The organism is Roseateles sp. GW821-FHT09H10, from assembly GCF_059415865.1.
In genome coordinates, this window is record NZ_JBWKOB010000006.1 from 30,535 (window position 1) to 42,519 (window position 11,985).

Genomic DNA, 11,985 nt, shown 5'->3' on the forward strand with positions numbered 1-11,985 from the left:
GCTTCAGCGCCACGGGAATGAAAGCGTGGCGCGCCGCCTCAGCGGGCGCGCGTGGAGTCGCGCACGACGAGCTCGTGCGGCAGCACCTTGTGCAGATCGGCCTCATCGGCCGGGGCTTCGGCGCGCTGGCCCGTGACCAGCATTTCCACCGCCGTGCGCGCCATCTCGGCGACCGGCTGGCGCACGGTGGTCAGCGGCGGCCAGACCAGGGCGGCCGTCGGCGAATCATCGAAGCCGGCCACCGACAGTTCGTTAGGCACGGCCAGGCCCAGGCGCTGGGCGGCGGCGAGCACGCCCAGGGCCATGTCGTCATTGCTGGCGAAGACGGCGGTCGGGCGCTGGCGGCGGCTCAGCAGCTGGTGGGCGGCGTCGCGGCCGCTTTCAAAAGTGAAGGCGCCGGGCTGGATCAGCTCGGGGTCGGGCTCCAGGCCATGCGCGCGCAGCGCATTGACGAAGCCCTGGTAGCGCAGGCCGCTGGCCGACTGGTCGGCCGGCCCCTTGATGAAGGCGATGCGCTGGTGGCCCAGGCTGAGCAGCAGATTGGTGATCTCCTCGGCCGCATGCACATCGTCCATGCGCACCGAAGGCACGCCACGCAGGTCACGCTCGGGCGACATCAGCACACAGGGCGTACCGCTCTCGCGCAGGGCGGCGAGCACCTCGGGGTTGTCGCACAGCGGCGGCGTCAGGATCATGCCGTCCGGCCGCAGTGCCAGCACCATGCGGTCGATCTGCTGGCGCAGATCGGGCGCATCGTTGTGAAGTGACTCGACAACGAGGTGATAACCCAGCTCGCGGCATCGCAGCGTCGCGCCTTGCTGCACGCTGCCGACGAAGATCGCGCTGGGGTCGTAATAGAGCAGGCCGATCAGGAAGGACCGTCCACCTGCGAGGCTGCGTGCCGACTGCTTGGGCCGGTAGCGCAGGGCCTCCACCACCTTGAGCACCTGATCCCGGGTGCTTTCATGCACGCCGGGCTCATGGTTGAGCACGCGCGATACCGTCTTGATCGACACGCCCGCCTCGCGGGCAACGTCGACGATGGTGGGGCTGGTACCGCGCGAGCTCATCGCCACGAAGAATTACTTCTTCTTGGCCTTGGCGGCCGGCTTGGCGGCGGGCTTGGCAGCAGCCTTCTTGGCAGCGGCCTTGGGGTCGACGGCGGCCTTGAAGCCAGCGCCGGCGGTGAACTTCGGCAGCTTGGCGGCAGCAATCTTGATCTTCGCGCCGGTGCTGGGGTTCACGCCGTTGCGGGCGGCACGGGCGTGCTGCTTGAAGGAGCCGAAGCCCGGGATCGACACGGCACCACCCTTTTTGACGGTGGTGACGATGGCGTCCAGCAGGGTCTCGAGGACGCGGCCGGCTTCGGCCTTGCTCAGCTCGTGCTTGGCGGCCAGGTGTTCGATCAGATCGGTCTTGTTCATGCGGGGGGTCTCGTCCAAAAACGCGCCCGAACGGCTCGGGCGGGCGCGATTGTGGCCTATCGCGAGGGGCATACAGTCTCGGCAGAGTCCCGTATCCATCGCCGATGCCTCCGCCCGTGCACTTTGCCTCCTTGCTCGACGCCTTGCCCCAACAGGTCTGGAAGGCCGATGCGCAAGGCCGTCTGCTGTGGATGAACGCGCGCCTGGCCGAGGCGCTGAACCGCCCCGCCCTGCCCACGCTGCTGGCGAACTGGCTGCACGCCGACGACCGCACCGCCTTCGCCGAACGCTGGGCCGAGGCGCAGCGCAGCGGCCGCTTCGACATGGAGTACCGCATCGGCCACCAATGGGTGCTGGCCCAGGCCCAGCGCCTGCCGGATTCGCCGCTGTGGCTGGGCACGCATACCGACATCGGCGCGAGGCGCTCGGCCGAGGCCAGGCTGCGCGAGGCCGATGAAGTCTGGAAGCTGGCCCTGGAATGCAGCGGCGACGGCGTCTGGGACTGGCATGTGCAGGCCGGCATCGAATACTTCTCCGAACGCTATCTGCGCCTGTACGGCTTCGAGCCCGGCGATGTCGACGCAACGCCCGAGGCCTTCGACGCGCGCACCCATCCCGACGACCTCGCGCAGATGGACAAGGACCGCGATGACCATTTCGCTGGCCGCACCGCCGTCTACCGCAATGAACACCGCGTGCTGGCCAAGGACGGCACCTGGAAGTGGATCCTCAGCCGCGGCATGGTCATCGAGCGCGATGCCGAGGGGCGGCCACTGCGCATGGTGGGCACGCACACCGACATCACCGACCGCAAGCGCCAGGAGGCCCTGTTCTGGCAGCAGGCCCGCGTCGACACGCTGACCGGCCTGCCCAACCGCCGCTCCCTGCGCGAGCGCATCGAGCGCGCGCTGGCCCTGCGCGCCATGCGGGGCGAGGAGCTGGCCGTCATGTTCGTCGACCTGGACCATTTCAAGGAGATCAACGACTCGCTCGGCCACGACGTCGGCGACGCCCTGCTCGTGCAGGTGGCCGGCCGGCTGCAGGACTGCATGCCGGCGGGCGGCGTCGTCGCGCGCATGGGCGGCGACGAGTTCACCGTGCTGCTGGCCTCAGGGGATGCGGCGGCCGCCGCAGCGCGCGTCGGCCATGATTTGCTGGAGGCGCTGTCGGCGACCTTCGACGTCAGCGGCGAGCGCGTCTATGTCTCGGCCAGCATCGGCGTCAGCCTGGCGCCGCGCGACGGCGTCGAGATCGAGGCCCTGTTCAAGCACGCCGACCAGGCGCTGTACGAAGCCAAGGGCGCCGGCCGCAACCGCATGAGCCTGTTCACGCCGGCCCTGCACGAGGCGGCACAGCGACGCGCCAAACTGGCCGGCGAGTTGCGCGAAGCGCTGGCGTTGGGGCAGTTCAGCCTGGTCTACCAGCCCATCCTGTCGCTGCGCGATCCGAGCGCGGCGCCGCGCAAGGCCGAGGCCCTGCTGCGCTGGAAGCACCCGACCCTGGGCGATGTCAGCCCGGCGCAGTTCATCCCGCTGGCCGAGACCAGCGGCCTCATCGTCGACATCGGCGACTGGGTGTTCCGCGAGGCGGCCGCCCAGGCCGCGGCCTGGCGCACCGCGGGGCATGAGGGCTTCCAGATCAGCATCAACAAGTCGCCGGTGCAGTTCCTCAGCGAACGCAGCCATCGCGTGCAGCCGGACTGGGTGCTGCATCTGCGCGGCCTGGGGCTGAGCGGCGACGCGCTGGCGGTGGAGATCACCGAGGGGCTGCTGCTGGAAAGGGACGAGGCGGTGGCCGAGCGGTTGCGGGCCTTGCGCGAGGCGGGGCTGGCAATCTCGCTGGACGACTTCGGGACAGGCTATTCGTCACTCAGCTATCTGCAGCACCACGAGATCGACACCGTGAAGATCGATCGCAGCTTCGTCGCCGGACTCGAAGGCGGCGGCAAGGCGCTGGCCCTGTGCCGGGCCATCGTGACGATGGCGCATGAGCTGGGGATGGAGGTGGTGGCGGAGGGGGTGGAGACGGAGGCGCAGGCTCACATGCTCCGCGACATGGGGTGTGATTGGGGGCAGGGGTGGTGGTTTGGGAAGGGCGTGCCGGCGCGGGAATTTGAAGAGCGCTGGTTTTCCGCCACGACACGCTGAACGGCCCATCGAGGGCCATTCAGCGGGGACTCGGTCACCTCCGGCGACCCCGGCAGACGGCTCGGCGCTTGCAGGCGCCAAGCCTTCACCGAGGCGTCGGACAAGCCGCAGGGCTTGTCCTCGGTCCCCGGTCACGTGCCCTTCGAGTCCTCTCCTGAGCACCAAAAGCAAAAGGCCAGCACTTTCGTGCTGGCCTTTTGCTTTTGTTTGGTGCCCAGGAGAGGACTCGAACCTCCACGGAGTTACCCGCTAGTACCTGAAACTAGTGCGTCTACCAATTCCGCCACCTGGGCTTTCAGGGAGGCCGGACTATAGCCCAGTTTTTTGCCCTCCCCGATGAAGTCGACTCAGATGTCGAACTTCACTCCCTGAGCAAGAGGCAGCTCGCTCGAATAGTTCACGGTGTTGGTGGTGCGGCGCATATAGGCCTTCCACGCATCCGAGCCGCTCTCGCGGCCACCGCCGGTTTCCTTCTCGCCACCGAAGGCGCCGCCGATCTCCGCGCCGGACGTGCCGATGTTGACGTTGGCAATGCCGCAGTCGCTGCCCGACGCGCTCATGAAGCGCTCGGCCTCGCGGATGTCGGTCGTGAAGATGGCGCTCGACAGGCCTTGCGGCACGCCGTTCTGCAGCTCGATGGCTTCTTCCAGCGTCTTGTACTTCAGCGTGTACAGGATGGGCGCAAAGGTCTCGTGGCACACCACTTCGGTTTGCGAAGGCATGCGCACCAGGGCCGGCACGGCGTAATAGGCCTCGGGGAAGCGATCCGTGAGGGCGCGCTCGCCGCCGCTGACCTGGCCACCCTGCTCGCGAGCGGCATTCAGCGCGAACTGCATCGCGTCGAAGGACTGCGCGTCGATCAGCGGGCCGATCAGCGTGCCCTGCTCCACCGGCGAACCGATGGGCAGCTGGGCGCGGGCGCGGTCGAGGCGCTCGACGAGGGCGTCATGGATGCTCTCGTGGGCGATGACGCGGCGCGTCGTCGTGCAGCGCTGGCCGGCCGTGCCGTAGGCGCCGAACAGGATGCCGCGCACGGCCAGTTCCAGGTCGGCGCTGGGCGTCACGATGATGGCGTTGTTGCCACCGAGCTCCAGCAGCGAGCGGCCGAAGCGTGCCGCCACGCGCGGGCCGACGGCGCGGCCCATGCGGGTCGAACCCGTGGCCGAGACGAGGGCGACGCGAACGTCGTCCACCATGGCTTCGCCCACGTCGGCGCGGCCGATGATCAGCTCGGACAGGCCGTCAGGCGCGGCGTTGCCGGCGGCGCGATAGGCCTTCAGCGCGCGCTCGAACAGGGCCTGCGTGGCCAGGGCGGTCAGCGGCGTCTTCTCGGACGGTTTCCACACGCAGGTGTCGCCGGCCACCAGGGCCAGGGCGGAGTTCCAGGCCCAGACGGCCACGGGGAAGTTGAAGGCCGAGATGATGCCGACGACGCCCAGGGGCAGCCACTGTTCCATCATGCGATGGCCGGGGCGCTCGCTGGCGATGGTCAGGCCATGCAGCTGGCGCGACAGACCGACGGCGAATTCGCAGATGTCGATCATTTCCTGGACTTCGCCCAGGCCTTCGCTCGTGACCTTGCCGGCTTCGATCGAAACCAGCTGGGCCAGCTGGGCCTTGTGGGCGCGCAGCTCTTCACCAAACAGGCGGATCAGCTCGCCGCGCTTGGGCGCCGGCACGACGCGCCAGGCCTTGAAGGCCTCGGCGGCGCGGCCGATGGCGGCTTGCATGTCTTCGCGGCTGGCGGTCGGGAGCTGGGCCAGAACGCCGCCGTCGATGGGCGAGCGCACGGTCAGGTCGCCGGAGGCCGGCAGGTGGACGCCGAGGGCGTCGAGGACGGAAAGGGTTTGTTGCTTCATGGTCCGCATTGTCCCGATCAGGAGATGGACTCGACTTGACGGGATTGTTGATACGCCGAGCCGAAGCGGTTGGCAAGGAAGTCGGGCAGCTTGACCTCTTCCTGGCGCACGAAGCCCTTCTGCGGCAGCTTGCCTTCGCGGAACAGGTCGACGGCGGCGCAGATGCCGGCGGCCGTCGTGATCTGGATGGCGCTCAGCGGCTGGGCGCCGTCACGCGTGGCGAAGATCTTGCGGGCGAAGACTTCCTGCAGCAGCACGCCGTTCTTCTGGCCGGAGACGGTCACGAACACCAGCACCACGTCCTGCATCGTGGCGGGCATGCTCTTGCGCATGATGTCCTTCAGCAGGTTCTGGTCGCCCTTCAGGCCCAGGTCGCCCAGCAGGAACTGCATCAGGTCGCGGTGGCCGGGGTAGCGCACGGTCTTGTAGTCGAGGTTTCGCACCTTGCCAGCCCAGGTCTCGCACAGCGTGCCCAGGCCGCCGGAGGTGTTGAAGGCCTCGTATTCGGTGCCGTCCAGGCTGAAGTGCTCCAGGCCTTCCAGCGGCAGCGCCGAGATGGTCTCGCCCTCATGGACGGCTTCGCAGGGGTGGCAGTACTCGTTGATGAGGCCGTCGACCGACCAGGTCAGGTTGTACTTCAGTGCATTGGTCGGGAAGGCCGGCAGGGCGCCGACGCGCATCTGCACGTCGCGCACCGAGTCGAAGCCGCTGGCCAGGTGGTGGGCCACGATGCCGATGAAGCCGGGGGCCAGGCCGCACTGCGGCATGAAGGCGGTCTTGGCGCCCTGGGCCATCTTCATGATGGCCTTGGTGGCGGCCACGTCCTCGGTCAGGTCGAAGTAGTGGCAGCCGCACTCCAGCGCCAGCTCGGCCGCGGTGATGGCCAGGTGGTAGGGCAGCGCGTTGACGACGGCGTCCTTGCCACGCAGCTGGGCGGCCAGGGCGGCGCGGTTGTCGCTGTCGACTTCGGCCGTGGCGATGCCCTCGGCGGCCAGCACCTTCAGATAGCCGGCGTTCTTGTCCAGCACCGTCACTTGATAGTCGCCGGTGGCGTGCAGCAGGCGGGCGATGGTCTGGCCGATGTGTCCGGCGCCAAGCAGGGCGATCTTCATGGGGTGCTCCGTGGAGGTGTGTTGTCTTGCCCGGCACTCTAGGCAGGGGCGATGACGAAAGAAAGCACCAGTCCGACGAAATCAATTGCGGATTCGACGATTCGTCGCGATGATTCGTCGATATGGATGAATCAAGGGTAAACCCGATCACCTCGGCCGACGACCTCGACCGCCGGCTGATCCTGCTGCTGCAGGCCAATGCGCGGGAGAGCACGGCGACGCTGGCGCGCAAGCTGGGCGTGGCGCGCACCACCGTTGTCGCGCGGCTGGCGCGGCTGGAGGCCAGCGGCCGCATCGTGGGCTACACGGCGCGGCTGGGCGGCGACGAAGCGGGGCGCAGCGTGCAGGCCTTTGTCGGCATCACCGTCAGCCCCAAGGCCGGGCGCGAGGTCGTCAAGCGCCTATCAGAACTGCCCGAGCTGCGCCAGCTCGCCTCCGTCAGTGGTGAGTTCGACTACATGGCGCTTTTGCGCGCCGACACTACGGCCCGGCTCGACGCCCTGCTCGACGAGATCGGCGAGATCGACGGCGTGCTTCGCACCAACAGCTCGGTGGTGCTGGCGCTGCGCGTCGACAGACAAACCTGAACCGGAGACCTTCAATGACCTGGCTCGCCCTCGGCCTCTTCCTCTTCATCGGCATCCACCTGACCCGCGCGCTGATGCCGCAATGGCGCGAGGCGCAGATGGCCCGCCTCGGCGAAAAGGCCTGGAAAGGCCTGTACACGGGGGTCTCCATCGTTGGCTTCGGGCTGATCCTGTGGGGCTACTCGCAGGCGCGGCAGACACCCGTCGTGCTGTGGGCGCCCATCCCCGGCATGAACCACGCGGCCGCGGCCCTGGTGCTGATCGCCATGATCCTGATGGCCGCGGCCTATGTGCCGCGCAACCATTTCAAGGCCAAGCTGCAGCACCCCATGACGCTGTCGGTCAAGGTCTGGGCCCTGGCCCACCTGATCGCCAACAACACGCTGGCCGATGTGATGCTGTTCGGCAGTTTCCTGGTCTGGTCCATCCTGGTCTTCCGCGCGGCACGCCGCCGCCCTGCGCCGGCCGCTGCGCCCGGCACCGTGGCCGGCACCGTCGCCACCGTCATTGCCGGCTTTGCGCTGTGGGCCTTCTTCGCCTTCTGGGCGCATGCGGCCTGGCTGGGCATTGCGCCTCTTGGCCGCTGAACTGGCGGTGATCCGCCCCGTCACGGCGGCGGATGAAGCCGCCTTCATCGCTGCGGCTCGCGCCAGCCGCAAACTGCACCGCCCTTGGGTGCAGCCGCCCTGCGATGCGGCGGCCTTTGCCCGCTATCTGGCGCGCTTCGACGCGACAGCCCATCACGGCTTTGTCGTGGAAGTGGGCGGCGCCTTGGCGGGCGCCGTCAACCTGACCAACATCGTCATGGGCGCCTTGCGCAGCGGCTACCTGGGCTATTACGCCTTCGCCGGTTTCGAGGGCCGCGGACTGATGACACAGGGCTTGAACGCGGTGGTGAAGCATGCGTTCGCGGACCTGGGCCTGCACCGGGTCGAGGCCAACATCCAGCCCGGCAACCTCGCATCGATCGCGCTGGCGAAGCGCTGCGGCTTCGTGCTCGAAGGCTATTCGCCCAGGTACCTGAAGATCGGCGGCCGCTGGCGCGACCACGAGCGCTGGGCCCGCATCAAGCGCTAGACCGGCAGCTGTCCATCAATCGCGTCAGCCCCAGCAGGGCATCCAGCATCGGCGTCGCCACCCCGAGTTGCTGAGCCAGCTCACGCGGCGCCTCGAGCAGGGCGTTGACCTCGATGGCCCGGCCTGCCTCGATGTCCTGCAGCATCGAGGTCTTGAAGGCGCCCAGCGAGCGCGTGATGGCGTGGCGGTCCTGGGGTGTCTGCGAGATCGGGCAGCCCATGCGCTCGCCGACCTCCGCCGCTTCCAACATGATGGCCGTCGTGAACTCGCGCACCAGGTCGTCGGCCAGGATGCGGTCGGTCGTCGCGCGCGTCAGCGCCGAGACCGGGTTGGTCGTCATATTGCCCCAGAGCTTGTACCAGGCGTCGCGCTGGATGCTTTCCGCCGCCTTGGCCTCGAAGCCGGCATTGCCGAGCAGCGTCGCCAAGGCATCGACGGCGGCGCTCGTGCCGCCCACGGCCTCGCCGATCAGCAAGCCATTGCCCATCACATGGCGGATATGCCCCGGCCCCTCGGCAAAGCAGCTGGCATGGACGACGCAGCCGATGACACGCTCCGGCGGGATCAGCAACGAGATATAGCCCTCGGGGTCCACGCACTTCAAGGTCAGGCCCGGCACGGCCAGTCCGGCGGTGAACCACCAGGGCAGGCCATTCAACGCCGTCAGCACCCGCGTATCCGGCCCGCAAAGCTGAGCGACCTGGGCCGCCACGCTGGCGATGGCCGGGCCCTTGACGGCCAGGATGACGAGGTCCTGCGGGCCCAGCTCGGCCGCATCCCCACTGACTCGCAGCGGCACGGTCCAGCTGTCCTCGGTGCTGTCCAGCCGCAGGCCCCGCTCGCGCACCGCGGCCAAGGTCTCGCCGCGCGCCAGCGCGCTGACACTCAGTCCTTCGACGCGTTGCAGATAGGCGGCCATCCAGCCGCCGATGGCCCCCAGGCCGACGATGCAGACCTTAAACATGGGGACCAGTCTCGCATGTGGGCTTGTGGCCGAGATGACCCGCAGCCATGATCGCCCTCCTCTCGAGGAGACACCCATGGCCACCAAGACCAAAAAGACCACCACCGTCGCCACCCCCAAGCTCGACGCCCGTCCCGACCGCCTGGACCTGCGCGACCTCGTCTATCGCTCGCCGCTGCGTTCCCTGCCCGCCCGCTGGCCGCTGGACGCCGACCTGAAGCGCCTGCTGCCCGCCTATGTGAAGGCTGGGCGCATCCTCAACCAGGGCCAGGAAGGCGCCTGCACCGGCTTCGGCCTGGCCTGCGTGACCAACTATCTCTACTGGCTGCGCCACCTCGACACGCCGCGCGCCCGCCTGCCGGAGCAGGTCAGCCCGCGCATGTTCTACGAGCTGGCCCGGCTCTACGACGAATGGCCTGGCCAGGACTATGAAGGCTCGTCCTGCCGCGGCGCGCTGAAGGGCTGGCACAAGCACGGCGTGTGCACGTCCAAGCTCTGGCCCTTTCCCATCGACAAGGACGGCAACGGCGTCTTTCAGCGCCCATCAGCCGGCTGGGACGATGACGCGACGACGCGGCCGCTGGGTGTCTATTACCGCGTCAACAAGAAGAGCATCGTCGACATGCAGGCCGCCATCTACGAGATCGGCGCCATCTATGTGTCGGCCGATGTGCACGACGGCTGGAACAACCTCGACGTGACCGCCGCGCCTTCCAGCCACGACAAGCTGTCCCGCATCGAGGGCCGCACGTCCAAGATCGGCAACCACGCCTTTGCGCTGGTCGGCTTCAACGAGCGTGGCTTCGTCGTGCAGAACAGCTGGGGCACGGGCTGGGGCGCCAGCGGTTTCGCCGTGCTGAGCTACGAGGACTGGATCACCCATGGCACCGACGCCTGGGCCGTGGCCCTGGGCGTGCCCCAGGACCTGTCGGACGTGAAGGCCCGCCCGGCCCTGCCGGCCAAGGCCGCCACCAAAGCCAAGCCCGTCGCCGTGGCGGGAGGCTTTCGCGCCATGGCGGGCCGTGGCCTGGCCGACGTCGCCGCGACGCTGCGCGTCGAGGACAACCCGCGCGACGACCCCTGGCCCGTCAACCACGTCTTCGCCCACAAGCCCTACCAGCCGCTGCGCACCGACGAGGCCTACACCCACACCCTGGTGTCCGGCAACGACGGCCAGCTGATGGCCACCGACTTCACCCGCGCCCGCCACGACCGCGAGGGTCTGGCGCGCGAGATCGTCGTCGAGCGCCCCATGGCCTGGTTCAAGGCGCGCAAGGACAAGACCGTCAAGCTCGCCCTCTATGCCCATGGCGGCCTGAACAACGAGAGCGGCTCCCTGCAGCGCATCCGCGTGCTGGCGCCCTACTTCCTCGCCAACGGCATCTACCCGCTGTTCTTCACCTGGAAGACCGGCCCCGGCGAGACGCTGAAGGACATGCTGGAGGATCTGAAGCATCGCGTCGTCGAATCGGCCGACCGCAGCGATGCCTGGCTGGACCGCATGCGCGACGCGGCGGCCGAGGCCAAGGACCGCGCCATCGAGGCCGTCGGCCGCCAGTTCGCGCGCGGCATCTGGAGCGAGATGCGCGAGAACGCCGCCGGCGGCGCGACGGCCGACCATGTGCTGGACCTCTCAGCCCGCCTGCTGCGCGAGCTGCGCGATGCGCTGGCCCAGGGCGGCCGGACGCTGGAGATCCATCTCATCGGCCACTCGGCCGGCTCGATCCTGCTCGGCCATCTGCTGGGCCGCCTGGGCGGCGCCGCCCCCGTGCAAGCCGCCAGCTGCGAGCTCTATGCCGCGGCCTGTTCCAGCGGCTTCGCGGTGCGGCACTACGGGGCGGCCCATCAGGCCGGCGTGCTGTCGCTGGAGCGCCTGCGCCTGCATGTGCTGACCGACGCCAACGAACGTGCAGACGGCCTGCCCAGCGCCGACCGCGATATCTACGGCAAGTCCCTGCTCTACCTGGTTTCGCGCGCGCTCGACGACGTGCGCAAGCAGCCCCTGCTCGGCATGGAGCGCGCCCTGTGCGCGGCCGACCCGCTCTGGAGCGACGACCAGTGGGACGGGGCGCCGAACGCCGACGTCGCCGCCTGGCTCAAGCTCTGGCCCGCCGGCGAGCTGCTGCACCTCGTCACCTCGCCCAAGGTCCGCACGACCAAGGCCGGCGACCAGATTGCCGCCAGCCATGGCAGCTTCGACAACAACATCGACGTCATCGCCGGCACGCTGGAGCGCATCCGCGGCACCGGCCTCGTCGCCCCCATGGAGTGGCTCGACTACTGACGCAAGAACTGACACCCTGGCGACGGTTGGAGATGTCCGGTTCCGGCGGGCAGGCCAGCGGCGGGGCGGACACCATGGGCCACCACTACAGGAGATGGCCATGGCCTCGATCCACCGCGAAATCCTCGTCGACACCCCCGCCGCCGCCCTCTGGGACGCGATGCGCGATGCCGGCGCCCTGCACACCCGCCTCGCGCCCGGCTTCGTCACCGAATGCGCGATGGGCGGTGACGAGGCGCGCCAGCTGCGCTTCGGCAACGGCATGAGCGCGCGCGAGCTCATCCTCGACATCGACGACCAGGCCCGCCGCATCGCCTGGTCGGCCGTCGGCGGGCGGCTGACCCACCACAACGCCTCGACCCAGATCTTTGACGAGGGCGGCGCGCGCTGCCGCGTCGTCTGGATCGCCGACCTGCTGCCCCACGCGCTGGCGCCCGCCGTCGCCGGCATGATCGAAGCCGGCCTGCAGGCGATGAAGGCCCACGCCGAGGCCGCCCCGGTCGGCGCCTGACGCAGCCCTCGGGTTTTCGA

General features: G+C 68.9%; 11 protein-coding genes and 1 tRNA gene. 6 read left to right on the top strand and 6 right to left on the bottom strand.

Features of this window, described 5'->3' with window-relative positions; translation table 11 throughout:
- Window positions 1-38: 38 nt before the first annotated feature.
- Window positions 39-1,070, bottom strand: coding sequence for a LacI family DNA-binding transcriptional regulator (locus AC07OY_RS23950; RefSeq protein ID WP_495045091.1), 1,032 nt, complete (start codon window positions 1,068-1,070; stop codon window positions 39-41).
- Between the two features lie 12 nt (window positions 1,071-1,082).
- A complete protein-coding gene (locus tag AC07OY_RS23955) occupies window positions 1,083-1,424 on the bottom strand; it encodes an HU family DNA-binding protein (protein ID WP_056194383.1) in 342 nt (113 codons plus the stop codon).
- A 116-nt stretch (window positions 1,425-1,540) separates the two neighbouring features.
- On the opposite strand from AC07OY_RS23955, the gene AC07OY_RS23960 reads away from it, so the two are divergent.
- Window positions 1,541-3,571 (top strand): putative bifunctional diguanylate cyclase/phosphodiesterase, encoded by a 2,031-nt coding sequence (locus AC07OY_RS23960; protein WP_495045092.1) that lies wholly within the window; start codon window positions 1,541-1,543, stop codon window positions 3,569-3,571.
- Window positions 3,572-3,779: 208 nt separating this feature from the next.
- Here the strand turns inward: AC07OY_RS23960 and AC07OY_RS23965 are convergent.
- The 3 genes from AC07OY_RS23965 to AC07OY_RS23975 all read right to left on the bottom strand — a co-directional run bounded on the left by AC07OY_RS23965 (window position 3,780) and on the right by AC07OY_RS23975 (window position 6,542).
- Window positions 3,780-3,864 (bottom strand) — tRNA-Leu (locus tag AC07OY_RS23965).
- Between the two features lie 54 nt (window positions 3,865-3,918).
- Window positions 3,919-5,439, bottom strand: coding sequence for an L-piperidine-6-carboxylate dehydrogenase (amaB, locus tag AC07OY_RS23970; RefSeq protein WP_495045093.1), 1,521 nt, complete (start codon window positions 5,437-5,439; stop codon window positions 3,919-3,921).
- An 8-nt stretch (window positions 5,440-5,447) separates the two neighbouring features.
- Entirely contained in the window at window positions 5,448-6,542 is a 1,095-nt protein-coding gene (locus tag AC07OY_RS23975) for a saccharopine dehydrogenase family protein (RefSeq protein WP_495045094.1), read from the bottom strand.
- A gap of 122 nt (window positions 6,543-6,664) precedes the next feature.
- Here AC07OY_RS23975 and AC07OY_RS23980 point away from each other — a divergent pair, with 122 nt between their 5' ends.
- Genes AC07OY_RS23980 through AC07OY_RS23990 form a run of 3 tightly spaced genes read left to right on the top strand, consistent with a single transcriptional unit; the run spans window position 6,665 to window position 8,206 of the window.
- Complete coding sequence (locus tag AC07OY_RS23980; RefSeq protein WP_495045095.1) at window positions 6,665-7,129, top strand: Lrp/AsnC family transcriptional regulator; 465 nt, start codon at window positions 6,665-6,667, stop codon at window positions 7,127-7,129.
- Window positions 7,130-7,143: 14 nt separating this feature from the next.
- On the top strand, window positions 7,144-7,716 hold the full coding sequence (locus AC07OY_RS23985) for an NnrU family protein (protein WP_495045096.1): 573 nt from the start codon (window positions 7,144-7,146) through the stop codon (window positions 7,714-7,716).
- The gene (locus AC07OY_RS23990; protein ID WP_495045097.1) at window positions 7,706-8,206 is read left to right on the top strand and encodes a GNAT family N-acetyltransferase; all 501 of its coding nucleotides are present in this window, start codon (window positions 7,706-7,708) and stop codon (window positions 8,204-8,206) included. The genes AC07OY_RS23985 and AC07OY_RS23990 overlap by 11 nt, the downstream gene beginning before the upstream one ends.
- Here the strand turns inward: AC07OY_RS23990 and AC07OY_RS23995 are convergent.
- Window positions 8,196-9,170, bottom strand: coding sequence for a 2-dehydropantoate 2-reductase (locus AC07OY_RS23995; RefSeq protein WP_495045098.1), 975 nt, complete (start codon window positions 9,168-9,170; stop codon window positions 8,196-8,198). The genes AC07OY_RS23990 and AC07OY_RS23995 overlap by 11 nt on opposite strands.
- 76 nt (window positions 9,171-9,246) lie before the next feature.
- On the opposite strand from AC07OY_RS23995, the gene AC07OY_RS24000 reads away from it, so the two are divergent.
- Both AC07OY_RS24000 and AC07OY_RS24005 read left to right on the top strand, forming a co-directional pair.
- Window positions 9,247-11,454, top strand: a complete 2,208-nt coding sequence (locus tag AC07OY_RS24000; RefSeq protein WP_495045099.1) for a C1 family peptidase — start codon at window positions 9,247-9,249, stop codon at window positions 11,452-11,454.
- A 100-nt stretch (window positions 11,455-11,554) separates the two neighbouring features.
- Window positions 11,555-11,965, top strand: coding sequence for an SRPBCC family protein (locus tag AC07OY_RS24005; protein WP_495045100.1), 411 nt, complete (start codon window positions 11,555-11,557; stop codon window positions 11,963-11,965).
- Window positions 11,966-11,985 lie beyond the last annotated feature (20 nt).